The following is a 20,397-nucleotide window of genomic DNA, read 5'->3' as shown; positions in this document are numbered from 1 at the left end:
CGAGCCGCCATCCGGCACAACAAAAAATCAGTTCTGTAAAACAGATGACACCAGCAGTTGGGTATACGGATGGTGCGGATCGTCGAGCACGCGATCGGTTAACCCACTTTCCACCACCTGGCCCTGTTTCATCACCAGCAAACGGTCGGCCAGCAGACGTGCCACGCCCAAATCATGGGTGACAATCACCACTGCCAGATCCAGTTCCACCACCAGGCCGCGCAGCAGGTCGAGCAGCTTGGCTTGTACCGAGACGTCCAGGCCGCCGGTCGGTTCGTCCATAAACACCAGTTTGGGATGGGTGACGAGGTTGCGGGCGATCTGCAAACGCTGCTGCATGCCGCCGGAAAAGGTGGTTGGCAGGTCATCGATACGCGAGGCGGGGATCTCCACCTCTTCCAGCCAGCGCTGGGCGGTGACGCGGATGTCGCCGTAGTGGCGTGCGCCGGTGGCCATCAGGCGTTCACCAATATTGCCGCCTGCGGAGACCTGACGGCGCAGGCCGTCCAGCGGATGCTGGTGCACTACGCCCCATTCGGTGCGCAGCAGACGGCGACGATCGGCCTCGTTCATGCCGTACAGCGAACGGTTCTGATATAAGATCTCACCGTTTTGTGGCGTCAGCCGTGAAGAGATCGATTTCAGCAGCGTGGTTTTACCGGAACCGGATTCCCCAACGATGCCCAGCACTTCGCCAGGCCACAGGTCAAAAGAGACATTGCTGAAGCCCTTGCCCGGCGCGTAGAGATGGGTCAGGTTGTTGACTGAAAGCAGCGGTTGCGTCATTGGCTGAAGGCCTCGCTCTGTTGGCGGCAGTAGTCGGTGTCGGAGCAGACAAACATGCGTTTGCCGCTGTCATCGAGCACCACTTCGTCGAGATAGCTATGGGTTGATCCGCAGATGGCGCAAGGTTCATCCCAGCTCTGCACGGTAAACGGGTGATCGTCGAAATCGAGGCTTTCCACCCGCGTATACGGTGGTACGGCATAGATACGTTTTTCGCGGCCTGCGCCGAACAATTGCAGGGCTGGCATCATGTCCATCTTCGGGTTGTCGAATTTCGGGATGGGAGACGGGTCCATGACGTAGCGGTCGTTAACCTTCACCGGATAGGCGTAGGTGGTGGCGATATGGCCGAAGCGGGCGATATCTTCATACAGTTTCACCTGCATGATGCCGTACTCTTCCAGCGCGTGCATGGTGCGGGTTTCCGTTTCGCGCGGTTCGATAAAGCGCAACGGCTCGGGGATCGGCACCTGGAAGATGATTATCTGATCTTCCACCAGCGGCGTTTCCGGGATGCGATGGCGGGTCTGGATCAGCGTCGCGTCTTCCGTGCGCTCAGTGGTATTCACCCCGGTCACGCGCTTGAAGAAGTTGCGGATCGACACGGCGTTGGTTGTGTCATCCGCGCCCTGGTCAATCACCTTCAGTACGTCCGGTTCGCCAATCACGCTGGCGGTAAGCTGAATACCGCCCGTACCCCAGCCGTACGGCATTGGCATTTCGCGTCCGCCAAACGGCACCTGATAGCCGGGGATGGCCACCGCTTTCAGAATGGCGCGACGGATCATGCGTTTGGTCTGCTCATCAAGATACGCAAAGTTGTAGCCGGAGAGGTTAGTGGTCACGGTCGGCCTCCTGTTGCAGGCGTTTAAGCAGTTCCAGTTCAGCCTGGAAATCGACGTAATGGGGAAGTTTGAGGTGCGAAACAAAACCCGCCGCCTCGACGTTATCCGCATGCGCCAGCACGAACTCTTCGTCCTGCGCCGGTCCCGTGACCGTTTCATCGTAGTCGGCTGCCTGTAAGGCGCGGTCCACCAGCGCCATCGCCATCGCTTTACGTTCGCTCATACCGAACACCAGTCCGTAACCGCGGGTAAAATGGGGGGATTCGTTTTCTGGCGCGACAAAGCCGTTGACCATTTCGCATTCGGTCATCAGCAGTTCGCCGACGTTCACTGCAAATCCCAGCTCTTCCGGCACGGTTTCCAGAGCCACATAGCCGCTGCGGATCTCCGCGGCAAACGGGTGGTTGCGCCCGTAGCCGCGCTGGGTGGAGTAGGCCAGCGCCAGCAGGTAGCCCTCGTCACCGCGCATCAGCTGTTGCAGACGTGAAGCGCGTGAACAGGGGTAAACCGGAGGTGTGCGGGTGATGTCGTCGGGTGTCGCGCCATCATCCTCTTCACGTTTTGCCAGTCCTTGATTTGCCAGCAGAGAAAAGACGTGCGGAGAGGCGTCCTGCGTGTTTTCCGCGCTGCGCAGCGGTGGCGTTTCACCATTGGCCAGCAGGGTAAAATCCAACAGGCGATGGGTGTAATCGTAGGTGGGGCCTAACAGCTGTCCGCCGGGAATGTCCTTATAGACCGCAGAAATTCGGCGCTCAAGGCGCATTTCTGCGCTGTTAACCGGTTCACTGACCGCCACTTTTGCCAGCGTGGTGCGGTAGGCGCGGAGCAAAAAGATGGCTTCGACGTTATCGCCGCTGGCCTGCTTCAGCGCCAGTGCCGCCAGCTCGCGGTCGGCGATGCCGCCTTCGGTCATTACCCGGTCAACGGCCAGGTTCATCTGTTGTTCGATTTGCGCCACGCTCAGTTCAGCAATGCTCTCATCGCCCCGGCGTCGACTTTCCTGCAGGGCATGGGCGTTGGCTATCGCCTTTTCGCCCCCTTTGACGGCGACGTACATCAGCACACCTCCACATGGGTGGTTCGCGGAATAGCCAGCAGACGTTCGCCGCAGGTGAGGATTAGATCGACCCCCAGCGGGAACGGATGTGGACGCTCGGTAAGTTCGTGGATCAGGCATTCCGGCAGTTGTGGCGCGATCATGCGCTCTTCGGCGATGCCCGCGCCGGTCAGACGCAGCATGCGTCCGCCGCTTAAGCCTGCGACCTGCACAATCAGCGTGGCGCTGGTCTCTGGCGCGACGGCGGAACCGGCGGAGAGGGCGTTAAGCTGTTCGCTGCTGATGCGCTCGTCGGCGACGGCAAAGGCTGCCAGCTGCGGCTGATCCACCAGCGGCGCGTTGGTGTGAAAACGCAGATTCTGCCGGGCGATATCGTTATCTATCGATGGCGCCAGCCAGACCGGCGTGTCGCCATCGACCAGGGTCAGCAGCACGCTGGTGGTCGCCAGGCCCAGCGGCTGCCAGCCGTGTTTCAGTTGATGCAGGGCGACGATCACGCCCGGTTCGCTCATGGCTTTCAGCAGGCGACGAAAGCTCTGCTGAGCATCCTGAACGGGTAAATTAAAAGCGGTCTGTAAGGTCATGCGTTATCTCCGCGTACCAGCGTGAAGAAGTCGACCCGGCTGGCGTTGACTTCGGCACGGCGTGCGCTAATCAGCGCATCGCGTTCCGCTTCCAGCGGGGCAATTAAGGTTTCCATTAGGCTCTGGAAATGCGTTTGTTCCTGCAGCAGCGCGTCAATCACTGCACACTGCTCGGCATGTTGTTTGTTGCGTCCCAGCAGGTAGCTGTAACCCAGCGTGCCGCTCTTCAGGCGTACCACTGCGCGGGTAAGCGTGGTGTCACCGGCAAAGAAGCGATTGCCGGTACCGCCCATACGGGCCTGGATCTGCATCAGTCCGCTTTCCGGGGCGCGGATAAGCTCATAGTCCGGCGTCAGTTTGAGCGCCTTGATACGCGCATTCAGGGCATCGGCATTGCTGTAAGCCAGCGCGCGCATCCAACGCTGGCGAGTGGCGGTATCGAAATGCATTCAGTGCTCCATGGTGAATTCGATCATGTCGGCGCGGGTCAGGCTGACGGAATATTCCGCGGCCTGTTCTTCGCCTTCACGGTGGTTCAGGGTGCGCACGCACAGCAGCGGCGCCATGTTGGGGATTTCCAGCACCTTGCTCTCTTTGGCCTGTGCGCGGCGGGCGCTGATACGCGTTTGCGTGCGTAGCAGCGTCAGGCCTGACTGTTCGCGCAGGTAGTCGTGCAGTGAGCCGTGGTTAAAGCCCTGCAACAGCGGCCAGAGAGTGAGGTCGGAAAAATAGTGGTCGATTTGGCACAGGGCGATGCCGTTGGCCCGGCGCAGGGTGCGCAGGTGAATCACGTTATCACCCTCGTTAATGCTGAGCGCATCGGCAATGTGGCTGGAGGCCGGACGCAGCACCGCCAGCAGTTTTTCGCTGGTGGGGTGGCTGCCCTGGTCCAGCAGGTTCTGGCTGAAGCGTGCCTGGGCATTAAGTGGGTAATCGAACGGGCGCATCAGCACCAGCACGCCGACGCCCTGACGACGCTGAACCCAACCGCGTTCAACCAACTGGTCAATGGCGCGGCGCAGGGTGTGGCGGTTAACCTCGTAGCGCGCGGCCAGTTGATGCTCGGCGGGCAGATAGTCACCGCAGCGATAATGTTGACGAAGCTCCTGCTCAAGTCTCGCGGCAATTTCCTGATAACGCGTTGGATAACTGGTCGGATGTGTAGACAAGTGCATAGCAATCAATGCCTCGCTAATCAGATAAAGTGCTTACGCAAACGCTGGGAGAGGAAATCCAGCAGACTGACGGTGACGATGATTAACACCATCAGGGCGCAGGTTTGCTGGAACTGGAAGCCGCGAATCGCCTCCCATAAGGTCACGCCGATACCACCGGCTCCCACCATCCCGACCACCGTGGCCGAACGAACGTTGGACTCAAAGCGATACAGCGAGTAGGAGATAAGCAGCGGCATGACCTGTGGCAGAACGCCGTACAGAATCTCTTCAATCTTGTTGGCTCCGGTGGCGCGAATGCCTTCTACCGGACCGGGTTCAATGGCTTCTACCGCTTCGGAAAGCAGCTTGGAGAGCACCCCGGTGGTATGGATAAACAGCGCCATTACCCCGGCGAACGGACCCAATCCAACGGCGACCACAAACAGCATGGCGAAGACCATTTCGTTGATGGCGCGACAGGCATCCATCAGGCGACGCATCGGCTGGTAAATCCACCACGGCACGAGGTTATCGGCGCACATCAAACCGAACGGAATCGATAGCACCACGGCGAGGGCGGTACCCCAGACGGCGATTTGTAGGGTGACGGCCATTTCGCCGAGATAGTCCTGCCACTGGCTGAAGTCCGGCGGGAAGAAGTCGGCGGCGAAGGTTGCCATATTGCCGGAATCCTGGATCAGCGTGAGCGGGGCCATTTCGGCACCTTTCCACGAGACCACCAGCACGGCGAGAAGAATGGCCCAGCTCAGCAGCGAGAACCAGCTACGCTTGGGCGGGGCGACGGTGATGGTTTGCATGTTTAGCTCCGTGCGTCGGTTATTGCCGGATGGCGGCGCTTGCGCCTTATCCGGCCTACGATGTCCTGTAGGCCCGGTAAGCGAAGTGCCACCGGGCATCAGGGTTACTGCACCGCTTTGGTGACGCTGGTCATGGCGCCCAGCGCGGCGGTCAGACGGTCGAGATCATCAAGCTGTGCTTTCAGCGCCGAGGTTTTGCTGGTTTTTTCTTCTGCATTCAGGCCTTTGTTGTCCTGCACGCCCTGCATCTCTTTAAACAGCGCCAGTTGGCGAATTGGGACCAGTTGCAGATCGCTGGAGGCGCGGAACGGCGCCCAACCCAGGCGTTCCAGGACGGTTTTCTGTTCCGGCGTTTTGCCGTAATTCATAAAGAAGTCGTACACCTTGTCCTTGGTGGTTTCGGAGAGGTTTTTACGCCAGACAATCGGATCGCCTGGGATCAGCGGTGACTTCCAGATAACCTTCAGCTCTTTCAGCTTGTCCGGCGCGGAGGTTTTCAGCTTGTCGAGGTTTTCGGTATTGTTGGTGGCGACATCGACCTGCTTGTTGGCGACGGCCAGCGCGTTGGTTTCGTGCCCGGCGTTAACGGTGCGTTTGAAGTCGGTGGCGGAGATGTTGTTTTTGGCGAAGACGTAGTAACCAGGGACGAGGTAGCCTGAAGTGGAGTTAGGATCGCCGTTGCCGAAGGTCAGATCCTTACGTTTGGCGATCAGATCGTTCAGGTTGTTGATCGGGCTGTCCTTGTTAACGATCAACACGCTCCAGTACCCCGGAGAGCCATCGGCAGCGACGGTCTGGGCAAACACCTGTCCGTTGGCGCGATCCACCGCTTCCATTGCTGAGAGGTTGCCGTACCAGGCGATATCGACTTTGTTAAAGCGCATTCCCTGGATTATCCCGGCGTAGTCCGGCGCAAAGAAGGCGTTCACTTTTACGCCCAGTGATTTTTCCATATCTTTCAGAAACGGTTCCCACTGCGGCTTCAGGTTTTGCTGTGATTCGGTCGAAATAATGCCAAAGTTCAGCGCTTTTTCCTGCTCTTCGGCATGGGCCGGGGTGAGCAGTGTGCTGATGCTGAACATGCTGGTGAAAGCCAGCGCGGCAACTGTCTTATAGCTCATTTCCATTCCTCATTGTGGGGATGTCAGGCAGCCTGCGCGTTCTGTTCGACGCGGTTCATGCTGCGGTAGAGATGGTCAAAACGATCGTTATCAAAATGCTGACTGCTGCCATCAAAGAAGACGTTCCCCTGGCGCAGCGCGACAATGCGTTCGCAGTAGCGCAGGGCGTAATCCACCTGATGCAGCGTGACGACCACGGTAATACCGTCGGTCTGGTTAATGTCGCGCAGGGTATCCATCACGATGCGCGCCGATTCCGGGTCCAGCGAGGCAATCGGTTCATCGGCGAGGATCACTTTTGCCTGTTGCATCAATGCACGGGCGATCGCGACGCGCTGTTGTTGCCCGCCGGAGAGCGTGGAAACGCGCTGATAAGCCAAGTGCGCCATACCCACGCGGGTCAGCGCCTGTAATGCGCGTTGTTTCTGCTCTGGCGTAAACCAGCTAAAACAGGTGCGCCAGAATGGCGTGCTGCCGAGCGCGCCAATCAGCACGTTCTCCAGTACGCTCAGCCGGTTCACCAGATTGAACTGCTGGAAGATGTAGCCGGTGTGGGCACGGCTTTTGCGGATGTCGCGTGCCAGTCGGCCTTCACGTTGAACGGTACGGCCTAATAGCTCGACGTGACTGCCCGGTGATTTATCACCGGTAATCAAACCGCTTAGATGACGTAAAAGGGTGGATTTGCCGGAGCCAGATGGCCCAAGCAGAGCCACCATCTCACCGGCACAGATATTCAGATCAACCGCATTAAGCGCCTGATGTTGATTGAAGGATTTGGAGAGTTTCTCGACGCGAATAACCGTTTGCATGATGCGGCCTCCCTAAAAAAGTGGCCCCATCGTGGCGGATTAATGTGATGTTTTCGTTAAAGGAAGGTTACTTGGCGATGAAGAGTTGAGCGATATTTGATGACAGTCCGGGAGGACGAGCCTCCCGTTACATCACTCGGTAGGGGGTTGCTGTTGCTTGACGACGTTGATCATCCACGGCACGCCGTACTGGTCGGTCACTTTACCGAAACCATGTGCCCAGAAGGTCTCCTGCCAGTCCATTTCGATTTGTCCATGTGCGGCCAGGTTGTCAAACCAGCGCTTCCCTTCGTCGACATTTTGCGTGTCGAGTACCAGCGTAAAGCCAGAGTAGTGAGCATTTCCGTCGGGGGCGCTATCGCTCATCATGATGTCGCAGCCTGCCACGCGCAGGTTGGCATGAGCAATGGCGGTATCGGGGAATTTCATTGCGGAAGGGCAACCTTCTTCGCTGTCCTGCGCCGATGTGGGCATTTCACCGAAGTTAATTTTGTAGAGCAGTTCGGCACCTAACGCCTGTTGATAATAGGCGATGGCGTCAGCGCAGTTGCCTGCAAAGGAGATGTAGGGACTTAACGGCATGATCTTTACCTCAGGTAAAAGAAACCAGTTAAGTGTAGATGCCGTGTGCAAAAATAAACCAGGCGGGAAGTATGGGCTTCCCGCCTGACATAATGAGCTGGAACAGGCCTGATAAGCGCAGCGCCATCAGGCAAGTTAAATCAGTTCTTTTTCACAAACTCAGATTTTAGCTTCATTGGGCCAAAGCCATCAATTTTACAATCGATGTTGTGGTCGCCTTCAACCAGGCGGATATTCTTCACTTTGGTACCGATCTTCAGCATGGAAGAGCTACCTTTTACCTTCAGATCTTTTACTACGGTAACGCTGTCGCCATCGGCGAGCAGGTTGCCGTTAGCATCTTTAACGATCAGTTCGTCGCTGTCCTGAGCAGGTTCAGCGTCGTTCCATTCGTGAGCGCATTCCGGGCAGATGAACATGCCGTTATCTTCGTAAGTGTATTCGGAGTTGCATTGTGGGCAGTGTGGTAATGACATGTGGATTTCCTCAAAAGTCAGCAGGGGCAAAAGCGCCCAAAATTGGCAGATTGCCGAAAAAGGCCGCAATTATACATAAAATCCCTGCTTTTGTCGGGGCTACAGGCCAATTATGCACAACTATCTGTTGCGGCGTCAGGTTGCTTTCACGTCTATGAAAACCAGAAGGAATATTTTTTAAGGGAAATTGCTACGTTTAGTTATTTAAGATAAGGTGAGGCGAAACACCCGATATTCATAGGTAACATGGCTTACAGGATAGCTAAGTCATTGTGAGTGAATACTTTGTGACCCCCTTAATTTTGGTAGGGGAATTAAGCTGGCATTTTTTAAAACTGAACTACTCTGTTTATCTTTCTTACTTAATATAGTAAGTGAGAGGCATCAGGCCAGCAGTCATACGATAAATTTTATTTTAATAATATCAGCTGGTTGTTTTAATTTTAATTATTTCCACACGTAATTATAAAAGCCGAAGATCTATAAATAAAACGATTCGGCTAAATAAAAGCAATGCTATTTGCGTTAAGGAAAGATTCTCCATGTACACACAGACAATTTATGAATTAAGTCAGGAAGCTGAACGCTTACTGATGCTCTCTCTTGAACATCTCAGGCAATTGCAGAAATTGCCAATGACCTCGGCGAATGATGTCATGTTGAAAAAAGGAGAGCATAGCGGACAGGTTGTTCAGCCCCTGCATTTCAGCGCGCGTGGCATGGATGTCCAGCAGGCAACGCTCAACAATGAACTGCGAAAGATTACCCGTCTGGAAATGGTTCTGGCGATCGTCGGTACGATGAAGGCGGGAAAGTCGACGACGATTAACGCGATTGTCGGAACCGAGGTTTTACCTAATCGTAATCGCCCGATGACGGCGTTACCGACCCTTATCCGCCATACACCGGGACAGAAAGAGCCGGTGCTACATTTTTCGCATGTCGCGCCAATTGACGCCTTAATAAAAGTATTACAGCAGCGTGTGCGGGAATGCGATCGTCAGCGTCTGGCTCAGACGCTGGAAATAGATAAGGATATGAATGCCCTGCTTCAACATATTGAAAACGGCGTGGCATTTGAACGGTATTATCTTGGCGCACAACCAATTTTCCATTTTCTCAAGAGCCTGAACGATCTGGTGCGTTTGTCTAAAGCGCTGGAGGTGGAGTTTCCGTTTGCCGCCTATGCTGCAATTGAGCATATTCCGGTTATTGAGGTTGAGTTCGTGCATCTGGCCGGGCTGGCAAGCTATCCGGGGCAATTGACGCTGCTGGATACTCCCGGGCCGAATGAGGCCGGGCAACCACACTTACAACAGATGCTCAATGAACAGCTGGCCCGGGCTTCAGCGGTACTGGCGGTGATGGATTATACCCAACTGAAGTCGATTTCGGATGAGGAAGTCCGTCAGGCCATTATGGCGGTTGGAAAATCAGTACCGCTGTATGCACTGGTTAACAAATTCGATCAGAAAGACCGCAACAGCGATGATGAAGAGCAGGTGCGGGCGTTAATTTCCGGCACGTTGATGCAAGGCGGTATTACGCCTGAACGTATTTATCCGGTCTCCTCAATGTGGGGATATCTGGCCAACAGGGCGCGCCATGAACTCGTGAATAATGGGCGCTTGCCGGATCATCAGGAGCAGCGCTGGGTCCAGGACTTTGCCGAAGCGGCACTCGGCAGGCGCTGGCGTTCCACCGATCTTGAGGATAAAGAGCATATTCGCCATGCCGCCGATCTGCTTTGGGAAGACTCACTGTTTGAACAACCGATTCAGAAAGTGATCCATGCAGCCTACGCCAATGCCTCACTGTATGCGCTGCGCTCGGCATCACACAAGCTATTGAACTATTCGCAAAGCGCACACGAATATCTGGAGTTTCGCGCCCACGGCTTAACCGTCGCCTATGAGCAGTTGCAGATGAACATCGCGCATATTGAAGATGACATGCAACAGTTGCAGAGAAGCCAGGCGCGGGTGGGCGACGAGGTCAGTCACGAGGTTGAGCTGGCGCTGGAGGCTGCTGCCGGCTATCTCAATCAGCAGCAGACCGAGATTCTGTGCGGTATTAATACGTTCTTTGTTAAAGAAAACGTGCTGATGATGTCACAACATGGCATGGGCGCTGCCATTGCGGCGGCGGAAATGGCCGGTGATATGCTGGTGTTGCATGACGAGGGACAAGCGAAAATTGTGTTAGATAAAATTCGCTCCTCCTGTGAGGTGGTCCTGCTGGCGGCACAGGAGAGTATCAGCCGGGACCTGGCGCTGCGTTTTGAGGCGCTTGAATCGACGTTATCCCGGGCGCTGAATGATGCTATGCGGCCTATTGAACAACGGGTGAAAGAGGATCTGAACCATGCCGGATTTCGGGCGCGGATCCGTTTTCCAGCCTTTCATGCGTCGATGTTTAACTTCAATACGCGTCAGTTGTTTAACGAGGCTATTGAACAGGATATCCCTGCGGATAATGCCCCCTCCACCGGCGGTGTTGTGCGTGACACATTCTCACGTTGGTTGAATCAGCCAAACTGGGGATGGAATGATTACGTCGAAACAAAAACGCGTTACCTCATTGATATGGGCGCGTTGCACAAGAACCTTGTCCATTATGTCACTCAGTTTTGCCAACAAATTCGTAAAGCTTTAGTTGCTCAGGTCGATATTTCCGTTACGGCAGGCATGGCCACGTTTTTTGCTGATTTTTCACTGTGTCTGACGCAATTGCAGGCGAGCCTGCGCGAGAGTCTGACCCTGCGCCAGCAAAATGAATCGGCGGTGAACGCAATGAATGAACAATTGCAGCATCGTATTACGACGGCGGCATGGATTTATGAAGATTCCCGCTTGCTGCGTGACGATATCCACACCCTTTTTGCAACCGAGCATACATGACTAACGTGTTACTGGAAGGCCCAGGGCGGACGCTGGAGTGCGTCTACCCGAAGTTTATGGTCGATCTGGTTCAGGGAGATGAAACCAAACGTTCCGGCGGTTTTCTGCAGCAGCAGCAGCGGTTGCGTGCGCGTCTGACGCAGGAAGTGTTATCCCAGACGCAGCTGCGGGCGTGGGTGATGGCGGGGGTTTCCAGCGAACACCTGGTGATGCGCCTTAAGCTGGTGGAAAAGCTGGCGGGCACTATCGATCCTGGCCACCTGGCGCTGGTACGTATTGCCGAGCGACTGGTATTTTTACAACAAACTGAACAACCACGCGGACAATCAACTCCCGGCGTGATGCAGCAATTAATTTCACTGGCTGACGGGTTTGCCCAACGTAGCGCATATAAAGAAAAAGCGCTGACGCAACGTGGGCTGACCGTGCAGGCAGGCGAACACAGTGAACAGATTTTTACTCGCTGGCGGGCTGGGGCGTATGACGGCTGGTCATTACCCGGACGCTGCTTTGTTGCGCTGGAGGAACTGCGCTGGGGCGCCTTTGGTGATGCCTGTCGGCTGGCGAATGCCGATGTTGTGTCGATGCTAAAAGACAATTTACGCACGATGGCTGCCCAGACGCTGGCACACAGCGTGAATGCGGCACCTACTACGCGCCATTATTATCATCAATGGCTGAGTTCACCTGCAGTTGGGGGTTCGAGCGAACATAACGATCTGCTGAGTTGGCTGGGGGACTGGTGTGATGCACAGCGCCATCCGGTAAGCTGGTCGGTGACGCAGCGTTGGCAGAATGTGGCGTTGGGGATGCCGAGACTGTGTTCGGCAAAGCGACTGGTTGATGCGATGGTTGAGGAGATTTTTGCACCGTCCCCCTCTGGATCACTGAGAAGGGACGGCGAGTGATGTGTAGCCAGACTTAGTGGTGCAAAGAGTCGGCCGGGGTGGCTGCTGTATTGTTGGCGACGCGTTCCTTGTTAAAGCGTTTGGCGTACAGTGCCGTGATAATTGGCACCAGAATCGCAGTCACTATCACGCTGGCAGCGACCAGAGCCGTTGCCGAAGCGGCAACCGGTTCAAATGCTGGGTTAATCTGGGCGATAATCACTGGGTTCGCCACTGCAGCGCCAGCTGCAGAAGAGGCGGCGACACCTGCCGTACCGTTCCCGCCACCAATGACGCGGTCAGCAATAATCAGCGGGATACCGGTGATAACGATGACGGCCACACCCAGCAGGATACCCAGCAGACCGGTATCAACGATGACGCTCAGGTTAATGGTGTTACCCAGAGCGAAGCCGAAGAACGGAATCAGTACCGGTGTCGCTTTGCTAAAGAAGGCTCGCAGGTCGTGATCCAGGTTGCCCAGTGCAAAGCCAATCAGGAACGGCAGGACCGCGCCGATGAAGTGGTGTGGCTCAAAAGAGGCCAGGCCGGCAGAGCCCAGAATGACCATGGTCATTAACGGACCGGACTCCAGCGACATCAACACAAAGGCGCCAGACTCTTCTTTCGTACCGTACTGATTCATCAGGCTGGCGTATAAACCCCCGTTGGTCATGTCCATTGCTGAGACAATTGCCAGTACGGAAAGACCTGCAAAGAACCCGGTTTGAATGCCAGTATCAGGAATAAATGAAGCGGCAATCATGGCCACTGCCCAGGCTACGGCTATTTTGGTTAATACCAATGTACCTGACTTGCGTAATACCGTACCGGTTGCTCGCAAATCAATTGATGCGCCGATACAAAAAAACCACACTGCCAGAATCGGAACTGTTCCGCTGATCATCCCTTTGGTAAACGAACCGAAATACGCACCCGTATCGGGAGCTAAGGTATTTAACACTGCGCCTAATAACAGAGGAATCAACATCATTCCGCCGGGGATGCGTTCAATCGTGGCTTTAATTTTCATAAACGTCCTCATGTCTTGTCGCAGGTTATAAACGCGCAAGAAAGTAAAAATTATTTATATTCAAAAGGTTACTTGTGAGTCTTAACAGAGAAAACAGCTATCTCTTTGTTTTATAAAATCTAACGCGGCATACGTTGAGCGTGCTACTGCTCCCAGGGATATTGCGTCTGGAATTAGTTTGCATTCACAGGAACATTGATTCAATCAAAATAAAACGATGTTTTAGTTATCTTCATCACATATTCTGAGCAAAATCTCCCAGGCGCTATGATTATTAAAAAACCTGTGATCTTTTTGTGAAGGGATTAGGTGATTTTTTTACTAGCAGAATAATAGTGACAGCTGTGATTGTTGGTGCAATAAAGCGATTTATTCTTGAATTTAATTGTCAGTAAATCGCAAGCATGACATGTAAAAAAGTTGACTCAGAATGACCTGATTTACGCAGATTGACGAAATGAAAAACTATGTGTGAAGTTGATCACACATTTAAACACTGTTAGGGTAAAGAGGTCATTAACCGCCCAATCAGGCGTCAACAGGTTCGGTTGTACTGCTCATTATCAGTCAGTGTAAGTAAACCTGCTACGCTTGTTACAGGGATTGCGCCTGTGCATTCCCCGCTCGGCGATGACCTTAGCGCATACGGCGTTGGGAGACTCGATCTGTAGCGCGACAGGGCTAAGTCTATGAGGACTGGTATGCTAAAAAGGAAAAAAATAAAGCCAATTACGCTTCGCGACGTCACCATTATTGATGACGGAAAACTGCGAAAAGCTATTACCGCCGCGTCACTCGGTAATGCAATGGAGTGGTTTGATTTTGGTGTTTATGGGTTTGTTGCTTACGCATTAGGTAAAGTGTTCTTCCCGGGGGCTGACCCCAGCGTGCAGATGGTTGCTGCACTCGCTACCTTCTCCGTTCCCTTTCTGATTCGACCGCTTGGCGGATTGTTCTTCGGTATGCTCGGCGATAAATACGGTCGCCAAAAGATCCTGGCTATCACGATTGTGATTATGTCGATCAGTACCTTCTGTATTGGGTTAATCCCTTCGTATGCGTCTATTGGTATCTGGGCACCGATCCTGCTGTTGCTGTGTAAGATGGCACAGGGCTTTTCGGTCGGTGGGGAGTATACCGGCGCGTCGATTTTTGTCGCAGAGTATTCCCCGGACCGTAAGCGTGGATTTATGGGCAGTTGGCTGGACTTCGGCTCTATTGCCGGGTTTGTGCTGGGTGCCGGTGTAGTCGTCTTGATCTCGACCGTCGTCGGTGAAGACAACTTCCTTGAATGGGGTTGGCGTATTCCGTTCTTCCTGGCACTACCGTTAGGGCTGATTGGTCTGTATCTGCGCCATGCTCTGGAAGAAACACCTGCGTTTCAGCAGCATGTCGACAAGCTGGAGCAGGGCGATCGTCAGGGTCTGCAGGAAGGACCGAAGATTTCGTTTAAAGAAATTGCGACTAAACACTGGCGTAGCCTGCTGGCATGTGTTGGTCTGGTGATTGCCACCAACGTCACCTACTACATGCTGCTCACCTATATGCCGAGTTATCTGTCGCATAACCTGCATTACTCTGAAGACCACGGCGTGCTGATTATTATCGCCATCATGATTGGTATGCTGTTTGTGCAGCCAATTATGGGTTTGCTCAGCGACCGCTTCGGGCGTCGTCCGTTTGTGATCATGGGCAGTATTGCGCTGTTTGTGCTGGCGATTCCGGCATTTATTCTGATTAACAGTAACGTCATCGGCCTGATTTTCGCCGGGTTGCTGATGCTGGCGGTGATCCTCAACTGTTTTACCGGGGTGATGGCGTCAACGTTACCGGCGATGTTCCCGACGCATATTCGCTACAGTGCGCTGGCCGCCGCGTTTAATATCTCGGTATTGATCGCCGGTCTGACGCCGACGTTAGCCGCCTGGCTGGTGGAAAGTTCGCAGAATCTGATGATGCCTGCTTACTATCTGATGGTGATTGCGGTGATTGGTTTAATTACCGGCGTGACCATGAAAGAGACCGCCAATCAGCCGCTGAAAGGGGCTACGCCTGCGGCTTCGGATATTCAGGAAGCGAAAGAAATTCTCGGCGAGCACTACGATAACATTGAGCAGAAAATCGAAGACATCGATCAGGAAATTGCTGATCTACAGGTTAAACGTTCGCGCCTGGTCCAGCAGCATCCGCGTATTGATGAGTAATCGTGTGATTGCCTGATGGCACTACGTTTATCAGGCCTACGGATAGCATTGTACTTTGTAGGCCGGATAAGGCGTCGGCCGCCATCCGGTGCGTGGCCTTAAGGTTGGCTTAATCTCCGTAAGGCAAACTCTCCTCCAGATTATCGGAGGAGAGTGTCATGAAAACCCGTATTTATGAAAGTTTGACCACCGTATGCAGCGTACTGATTGTGAGCAGCTTTTTGTACGTGTGGGTGAGCTCTTACTGATCTTTCTCCAGCACCACCCAGGCGCGAGTACCACTGGCACCTGGGCGGTTTTGTAAAAAGAACTGCCCGCGATGAAGTTGGGTAATTCGACTGACAATACTCAATCCCAGCCCAATGCCGCCGAAACGGCTGTCCATGCGTACAAACGCTTTGCTTAACTCCCCGCATTTACTTTCATCAATGCCTGGTCCTTCATCCTCAACGGCCAGAATTGCATTTTGTTCCGCGTTAAGGTTAATCGTAATGTTGGTACCTTCCGGGCTGTAACGGTGGGCGTTTTCTACCAGATTTCGCAACAACATCCGCAACAGCGTGGAGTCGCCGCGTACGATGACATCCTCTGCGCTTGCCGGTAGGAGCAACGTTTGTTGCCGCTGGTCCAGCATGGTGCTGAGCTCATCGTAGGAGGGCAGTATGACGTCCTCCAGCAGTTTGACATGCTGGTAATTCCCGGCCGAAAACGACTGACCCACACGGGCGAGTTGCAACAGCTGCGACACGCTGTCCATCATTTGGTCGAGACGGGTGATGAGCGCCGTAACGTCAACATTGTGGGTTTTTGAGAGCAATTCCAGATGCAGACGAACGCCGGATAGTGGCGTTCGTAGCTCATGGGCAACGTCAGCAGTAAACAGACGCTCGTTGTCGATAGTGGTTGTTAGCCGCGTGACCAGATGATTGAGCGCCGTCACTACCGCCTGTATCTCAAGGGTGGAGCTACGGATATTAATGGGAGCCAGATTATCCGCTGTGCGAGTTTCTAACTCCTGTTGGAGATCGGCAAGAGGACGGGTAATGCGCCGCACCGCCTGATAGCAAATAATGAGCGTCAGGCTGACCATAAAAATGCCGGGGACGATCAGGCTGGCGATAGCCTCCCGGATCTCATGCATGATATGGCGATCGTTGTTACGGTTTTCGCGTAACGCCTGTTCGAACAGCTGTATTTGCTCGGTGCTTTCGTGCCACAACCAGAAGGTGCTAATCAGCTGGAAGACCAGCAGAATCAGGCCGATCGTCAGCATTAAACGCTGGCGAAGCGGGAGCGGTTGTTTTAGAAAACGCATCAAATTCACTTAGCTTTCCTCAGTAGCGGCCAGCATGTAGCCAAAACCTCGAACCGTGCGAATGCGTGATTTTCCCACTTTATCGCGCAGGTTGTGGATGTGGACTTCCAGCGTATTGGTCGACGGCTCGTTATCCCAGCTGTAGATGTCGTTATACAGAATTTCCCGGTGTACCGGGCTCCCCGCTTTGAGCATCAGCCGCGACAATAGCGCGTACTCTTTGGGCGTTAAGACAATTTCTTGTCCATCCATCCACACCTGGCGGCGGCCGATATTCAATGTCAGGTTGCCAATGATAATCTCACTTTCACCCTGATTGTTGTGCCGACGTAGCAGCGCCCGAATGCGGGCATGCAGTTCTTCCAGCGCGAACGGTTTGACCAGATAGTCATCCGCACCGACATCCAGCCCGGTGATGCGGTCTTTCACGGTGTCGCGGGCGGTCAGGATCAGCACCGGAACAGTATATTTTTTCTGCCTGATGCGGGTCAGAAAATGCAGGCCATCCTCATCCGGTAAACCTAAATCCAGAACGACAAGACTGTAATGCCCCGTTTCCAGGCAATGCTCGGCGGCACGGGCCGTTGACACGCCATCGCAGGCGTAGCCTTCCGTTTGTGCGGCAAGTATCAGCCCCTGTAGTAACAGCGTATCGTCTTCAACAATCAGAATTTTCATTCGGTTAGCCTCCCTTGCATGGGTGCAGAATATCATCTGCTGACTGGTAATACTTGGTTTGTACGCCCGTTAATCCCAGCAGGGTTGAGAACAGATTATCCTGTGAGAAATCTTCTGAGCTGGCCCGTTTCTGCAAACATGTTTGAGAAACCTGGTAGCGTTGCTGATAGTCCTCTGAAAGCCACAACAGCATCGGCACATGTTTTTGTGTGTCTGGTGCAATCGAATACGGCAGACCGTGCAAGTAGACGCCGTTTTCTCCTAAGGATTCACCGTGATCGGAAAGATAAACCAGGCTGGTGGTGAAATTGTCCTGATGCGCTTTCAGTATATTGATCGCTTTATCAACAATATAGTCAACGTAAAGAATGGTGTTGTCGTAAGTATTAACCAGCTGTTGCTGCGAACAGGTCTGGATTTCGTTGGTGTCGCAGGTTGGCGTAAATTTTTTGAACTGCGCAGGGTAGCGGTTGTAATAGGTTGGACCGTGGCTGCCGATGGTGTGCAGCACAATTACGCCGTCGCCTTGCAGGTTATTTATGTACTCTTCCAGCCCGTGGAACAGCACTTCATCGTAGCATTCACCGTCAATACACTGCCCTGGCAGGTTCAACTGAGTCATATTCTGGTGTGGTACCCGGTCACATGCCCCTTTGCAGCCGCCATCGTTATCGTTCCACAGAACGTTAATTCCCGCCCGTTGAATAATGTCGAGCACGCCTTCCTGATGCTGCGCCAGTTCCTCGTCGTAGTGCGCGCGCGGCATATCCGAGAACATACAGGGCACCGATACTGCCGTTGCCGTTCCGCAGGATGTCGTGCGGGGGAAATAGACTACATCATCTTTTTCCAGCAGTGGGTTGGTCTGGCGCGAATAGCCGGACAGCGAGAAGTTATCGCCGCGTGAGGTCTCGCCGAGAACCACAATCGTCAGGTTCTTACGCTTTTCTTTCACCATCAACGGATTGCGATGTGCATCTTCGCCAATGCGCACCAGCGGCAGGTGGGCCAGTCGCTGGTGTGAATACCAGGATGAGGTCGCCACAATGCTGTTGGATGGGCTGAGGGACTTAACCAGCTCTTTGTTGTTGCGAAACAGTGAGGCGTAATCTTTATAGAAGAACGCAGCGACCAGCACGATCAGCAGCGCGGAGATCAGAATGTTCGCGCCACGAAACAGTATGCTGCGCAGTACCGGAGTAATAGGCTTGATTCTTACCCAGCAGGCAATAAGCGCGGCCAGAATACCGCTCACCCCGAGCGTGATGAGCATTTGCGGCGTCATGAGGGCGAAGGTTTCAGCCGGTGTGGTATCCATCATGTTGGCGATCATCGAGCGGTCGATGATGATGCCGTAGGTCATGATGAAATACTGGGCGGACGCCCCAACCAGAATGAAAATGCACGCGACCAGGCGGTTAAGCCACAGGAAAGAGGCCAGCGTGAGCACGATATTCATAACGCTAAACGCGACAACCGGCATCGATAAGAACACCAGGATGTTGCGCAGGGAATCCAGCGGAAGGTCTTGCAGTACCTGTTTGTAGAACGCGATGTTCAGGAAGGTCGCAAGATAAAATGAGATCAGCAATAGCCAGCTGATTTGCCCGAGAGTCGGTCTTTTAAACAGGAGCTTTAACATTAAGGGGGTTCCATCGACTAAGTGGAGCGGATCCTCTCAAAGTAAAATTAAGCCAACATTAAGTTCTTAATGTTAGCAGGTACTGGTGGGGGGGGGGGATGCGTAGGCCCGATGCGCTTATGTCATCGGGCAACGACGCTTACAGGCATTAATTATTGTTGGTCGGGGCATCCAGAGGATACGGGTTTTTATGGATCCGGTTGTAATTGAGTGCATACAGCGCGGTGATGACCATCAACATCACGAACGACCACATCACTTCTTTGGCGCCAGAACCGACCACTGCCCATATGCAGTAGACAAATGCCACGAAGGTCACCAGTAAGTACATCGGACGCGCTTTACCAAAGTGACCGTGGCCCAGCAGCAGCAAAGCGGCACAGGTGTATAGATACGGCACCAGCGTGAAGATGACTGAGACGGAAGAGACCAGACCAAATTCTTTTGCGGCGTTTGGCGACATACTGCTGAACTGGAAGAGGGTCATCAGGATGCCGACGATAATTAATCCTGCAACCGGTGTTCCCGCTTTGTTCACGCGCGCGAAAATCGGTGGGAACAAGCCGTCATCGGCTGCCGCTTTTGCGGTCTGGCCGGCAAGCAACGTCCAACCACCCAGTGAGCCAAGGCATCCGGCCGCGGCACAGAAGGAGACAATGGCCCCCGCGGTATCACCCAGTGCCATTCGTGCAGCGTCACCAAACGGTGAGGCTGACACACGCAGCGCAGCGTTAGGGATCATCCCCATAATCGCCGTGGTTGAGAGAACGTAGCAGACGGCGGCAATCAGCACCCCGCCAATGGTGGCGATAGGGACGTTACGTTTCGGGTTTTTAACCACACCGGCGGCAACGGAGGCGCTTTCAACCCCAATGAACGACCATAAGGTTACGTTTAAGGTGCTTTGGATGGCGCCGAAGGTATTCATTCCGCTGACGTTCCAGGCTGCCATATAGGTTTCACCGCGGAACCAGAACCAGCCGAAGACGGCAATCCCGACGATCGGTACCAGCGCCAGTACCGTCGCAACGGCCTGCACGCGAGTGATCATTTTTGGACCGACAATATTCAGCAAGACGAAGATCCACAGGACAACGACACAGGTGAGCGTCAGGACCAGCGGATCTTTTAAAATTGGGAAGAAATAGCTCAGGTAGCCCACGCCAATAACGACCATGGCGATGTTACCAATCCAGCAGGCCAACCAGTACAGGACGTTAGTCTGGTAGCCTAAAAAGGGACCGAAGCAGCGGCGCGCATAAGCGTAAGAACCACCGGGACTGGAGTCTAAGGACGACATTTTGGCGTACACCATCGACAGTGCCAGAGCACCGATAATAGTGACCAACCATCCGTAGATTGCAATCCCGCCAGTTGACGCCAGATTTGCGGGTAGCAGGAATACACCGGAACCCATAATATTCCCCGACACCATAAGGGTGACGGGGATTAAGCCCACTTTGTGAGCATCAGCATCCGTCGACATATTTTTTAACTCCT

20 protein-coding genes are annotated in these 20,397 nt (G+C 53.9%); 4 read left to right on the top strand and 16 right to left on the bottom strand.

From position 1 onward, the window contains the following. Positions 1-27 precede the first annotated feature (27 nt). From phnK to RYZ59_RS17025, 11 genes are all read right to left on the bottom strand, one after another. Positions 28-786, bottom strand: coding sequence for a phosphonate C-P lyase system protein PhnK (gene phnK / locus RYZ59_RS17075; RefSeq protein ID WP_318049670.1), 759 nt, complete (start codon positions 784-786; stop codon positions 28-30). Next, positions 783-1,574, bottom strand: a complete 792-nt coding sequence (gene phnJ / locus RYZ59_RS17070; RefSeq protein ID WP_318049800.1) for an alpha-D-ribose 1-methylphosphonate 5-phosphate C-P-lyase PhnJ — start codon at positions 1,572-1,574, stop codon at positions 783-785. Before phnJ ends, phnK begins: the two co-directional genes overlap by 4 nt. Positions 1,575-1,620: 46 nt before the next feature. Continuing rightward, complete coding sequence (locus RYZ59_RS17065; protein WP_318049668.1) at positions 1,621-2,688, bottom strand: carbon-phosphorus lyase complex subunit PhnI; 1,068 nt, start codon at positions 2,686-2,688, stop codon at positions 1,621-1,623. Beyond that, positions 2,688-3,272, bottom strand: coding sequence for a phosphonate C-P lyase system protein PhnH (gene phnH / locus RYZ59_RS17060; protein WP_318049666.1), 585 nt, complete (start codon positions 3,270-3,272; stop codon positions 2,688-2,690). Before phnH ends, RYZ59_RS17065 begins: the two co-directional genes overlap by 1 nt. Beyond that, complete coding sequence (gene phnG, locus RYZ59_RS17055) at positions 3,269-3,721, bottom strand: phosphonate C-P lyase system protein PhnG (protein ID WP_318049664.1); 453 nt, start codon at positions 3,719-3,721, stop codon at positions 3,269-3,271. The genes phnH and phnG overlap by 4 nt, the downstream gene beginning before the upstream one ends. Then, positions 3,722-4,447, bottom strand: a complete 726-nt coding sequence (gene phnF, locus RYZ59_RS17050) for a phosphonate metabolism transcriptional regulator PhnF (protein ID WP_318049662.1) — start codon at positions 4,445-4,447, stop codon at positions 3,722-3,724. It abuts the gene before it with no gap. A gap of 20 nt (positions 4,448-4,467) precedes the next feature. Beyond that, on the bottom strand, positions 4,468-5,247 hold the full coding sequence (phnE, locus tag RYZ59_RS17045) for a phosphonate ABC transporter, permease protein PhnE (RefSeq protein ID WP_016155398.1): 780 nt from the start codon (positions 5,245-5,247) through the stop codon (positions 4,468-4,470). A 104-nt stretch (positions 5,248-5,351) separates the two neighbouring features. Beyond that, positions 5,352-6,368 (bottom strand): phosphonate ABC transporter substrate-binding protein, encoded by a 1,017-nt coding sequence (gene phnD, locus RYZ59_RS17040; RefSeq protein WP_318049659.1) that lies wholly within the window; start codon positions 6,366-6,368, stop codon positions 5,352-5,354. A 23-nt stretch (positions 6,369-6,391) separates the two neighbouring features. Then, positions 6,392-7,180, bottom strand: coding sequence for a phosphonate ABC transporter ATP-binding protein (phnC, locus tag RYZ59_RS17035; RefSeq protein WP_137382884.1), 789 nt, complete (start codon positions 7,178-7,180; stop codon positions 6,392-6,394). 132 nt (positions 7,181-7,312) lie between these two features. Beyond that, complete coding sequence (gene yjdN / locus RYZ59_RS17030; protein ID WP_318049656.1) at positions 7,313-7,762, bottom strand: VOC family metalloprotein YjdN; 450 nt, start codon at positions 7,760-7,762, stop codon at positions 7,313-7,315. Positions 7,763-7,902: 140 nt separating this feature from the next. Next, positions 7,903-8,238: a zinc ribbon domain-containing protein YjdM gene (locus RYZ59_RS17025; RefSeq protein WP_003031835.1), complete on the bottom strand. Its 336-nt coding sequence runs from the start codon at positions 8,236-8,238 to the stop codon at positions 7,903-7,905. Between the two features lie 542 nt (positions 8,239-8,780). Here RYZ59_RS17025 and crfC point away from each other — a divergent pair. Together crfC and RYZ59_RS17015 are read left to right on the top strand one after the other, a co-directional pair. Beyond that, entirely contained in the window at positions 8,781-11,138 is a 2,358-nt protein-coding gene (gene crfC / locus RYZ59_RS17020; protein WP_318049654.1) for a clamp-binding protein CrfC, read from the top strand. Then, a complete protein-coding gene (locus RYZ59_RS17015) occupies positions 11,135-12,046 on the top strand; it encodes a diguanylate cyclase regulator RdcB family protein (RefSeq protein WP_318049651.1) in 912 nt (303 codons plus the stop codon). Before crfC ends, RYZ59_RS17015 begins: the two co-directional genes overlap by 4 nt. 13 nt (positions 12,047-12,059) lie before the next feature. Here the strand turns inward: RYZ59_RS17015 and kdgT are convergent, their stop codons facing one another. Further along, positions 12,060-13,058 carry a 2-keto-3-deoxygluconate transporter gene (gene kdgT, locus RYZ59_RS17010; protein WP_318049650.1) on the bottom strand — a complete coding sequence of 333 codons (999 nt, stop codon included), beginning with the start codon at positions 13,056-13,058 and terminating at the stop codon, positions 12,060-12,062. 701 nt (positions 13,059-13,759) lie between these two features. Between kdgT and proP the strand changes: the two genes are divergently transcribed. Together proP and pmrR are read left to right on the top strand one after the other, a co-directional pair. After that, positions 13,760-15,262 (top strand): glycine betaine/L-proline transporter ProP, encoded by a 1,503-nt coding sequence (gene proP / locus RYZ59_RS17005; RefSeq protein ID WP_137382879.1) that lies wholly within the window; start codon positions 13,760-13,762, stop codon positions 15,260-15,262. Positions 15,263-15,420: 158 nt separating this feature from the next. Then, positions 15,421-15,510 carry an LpxT activity modulator PmrR gene (pmrR, locus tag RYZ59_RS17000; RefSeq protein WP_003826741.1) on the top strand — a complete coding sequence of 30 codons (90 nt, stop codon included), beginning with the start codon at positions 15,421-15,423 and terminating at the stop codon, positions 15,508-15,510. Here pmrR and pmrB read toward each other — a convergent pair. The 4 genes from pmrB to adiC all read right to left on the bottom strand — a co-directional run bounded on the left by pmrB (position 15,504) and on the right by adiC (position 20,383). Further along, positions 15,504-16,586, bottom strand: a complete 1,083-nt coding sequence (gene pmrB / locus RYZ59_RS16995; RefSeq protein WP_318049647.1) for a two-component system sensor histidine kinase PmrB — start codon at positions 16,584-16,586, stop codon at positions 15,504-15,506. The two genes, pmrR and pmrB, sit on opposite strands and share 7 nt — an antisense overlap. Then, a complete protein-coding gene (pmrA, locus tag RYZ59_RS16990) occupies positions 16,587-17,255 on the bottom strand; it encodes a two-component system response regulator PmrA (RefSeq protein ID WP_048213870.1) in 669 nt (222 codons plus the stop codon). Between the two features lie 4 nt (positions 17,256-17,259). Continuing rightward, the gene (eptA, locus tag RYZ59_RS16985; RefSeq protein WP_318049643.1) at positions 17,260-18,897 is read right to left on the bottom strand and encodes a phosphoethanolamine transferase EptA; all 1,638 of its coding nucleotides are present in this window, start codon (positions 18,895-18,897) and stop codon (positions 17,260-17,262) included. Positions 18,898-19,045: 148 nt separating this feature from the next. Then, positions 19,046-20,383: an arginine/agmatine antiporter gene (adiC, locus tag RYZ59_RS16980; protein ID WP_137382877.1), complete on the bottom strand. Its 1,338-nt coding sequence runs from the start codon at positions 20,381-20,383 to the stop codon at positions 19,046-19,048. Between the last annotated feature and the right edge of the window lie 14 nt (positions 20,384-20,397).

It is taken from the genome of Citrobacter sp. HN-141 (genome assembly GCF_033341895.1).
Lineage (GTDB): Bacteria > Pseudomonadota > Gammaproteobacteria > Enterobacterales > Enterobacteriaceae > Citrobacter.
This window is presented reverse-complemented; position numbering and strand designations above follow the sequence as displayed.

Coding starts and splice junctions, on each gene's coding strand:
- phnF (WP_318049662.1), bottom strand. CDS start 4,447: ATGCACTTGTCTACACATCCGACCAGTTATCCAACGCGTTATCAGGAA.
- kdgT (WP_318049650.1), bottom strand. CDS start 13,058: ATGAAAATTAAAGCCACGATTGAACGCATCCCCGGCGGAATGATGTTG.
- RYZ59_RS17015 (WP_318049651.1), top strand. CDS start 11,135: ATGACTAACGTGTTACTGGAAGGCCCAGGGCGGACGCTGGAGTGCGTC.
- eptA (WP_318049643.1), bottom strand. CDS start 18,897: ATGTTAAAGCTCCTGTTTAAAAGACCGACTCTCGGGCAAATCAGCTGG.
- phnJ (WP_318049800.1), bottom strand. CDS start 1,574: ATGATCCGTCGCGCCATTCTGAAAGCGGTGGCCATCCCCGGCTATCAG.
- phnD (WP_318049659.1), bottom strand. CDS start 6,368: ATGAGCTATAAGACAGTTGCCGCGCTGGCTTTCACCAGCATGTTCAGC.
- phnH (WP_318049666.1), bottom strand. CDS start 3,272: ATGACCTTACAGACCGCTTTTAATTTACCCGTTCAGGATGCTCAGCAG.
- RYZ59_RS17025 (WP_003031835.1), bottom strand. CDS start 8,238: ATGTCATTACCACACTGCCCACAATGCAACTCCGAATACACTTACGAA.
- pmrR (WP_003826741.1), top strand. CDS start 15,421: ATGAAAACCCGTATTTATGAAAGTTTGACCACCGTATGCAGCGTACTG.
- phnG (WP_318049664.1), bottom strand. CDS start 3,721: ATGCATTTCGATACCGCCACTCGCCAGCGTTGGATGCGCGCGCTGGCT.
- adiC (WP_137382877.1), bottom strand. CDS start 20,383: ATGTCGACGGATGCTGATGCTCACAAAGTGGGCTTAATCCCCGTCACC.
- phnC (WP_137382884.1), bottom strand. CDS start 7,180: ATGCAAACGGTTATTCGCGTCGAGAAACTCTCCAAATCCTTCAATCAA.
- RYZ59_RS17065 (WP_318049668.1), bottom strand. CDS start 2,688: ATGTACGTCGCCGTCAAAGGGGGCGAAAAGGCGATAGCCAACGCCCAT.
- phnE (WP_016155398.1), bottom strand. CDS start 5,247: ATGCAAACCATCACCGTCGCCCCGCCCAAGCGTAGCTGGTTCTCGCTG.
- phnK (WP_318049670.1), bottom strand. CDS start 786: ATGACGCAACCGCTGCTTTCAGTCAACAACCTGACCCATCTCTACGCG.
- yjdN (WP_318049656.1), bottom strand. CDS start 7,762: ATGCCGTTAAGTCCCTACATCTCCTTTGCAGGCAACTGCGCTGACGCC.
- proP (WP_137382879.1), top strand. CDS start 13,760: ATGCTAAAAAGGAAAAAAATAAAGCCAATTACGCTTCGCGACGTCACC.
- pmrA (WP_048213870.1), bottom strand. CDS start 17,255: ATGAAAATTCTGATTGTTGAAGACGATACGCTGTTACTACAGGGGCTG.
- crfC (WP_318049654.1), top strand. CDS start 8,781: ATGTACACACAGACAATTTATGAATTAAGTCAGGAAGCTGAACGCTTA.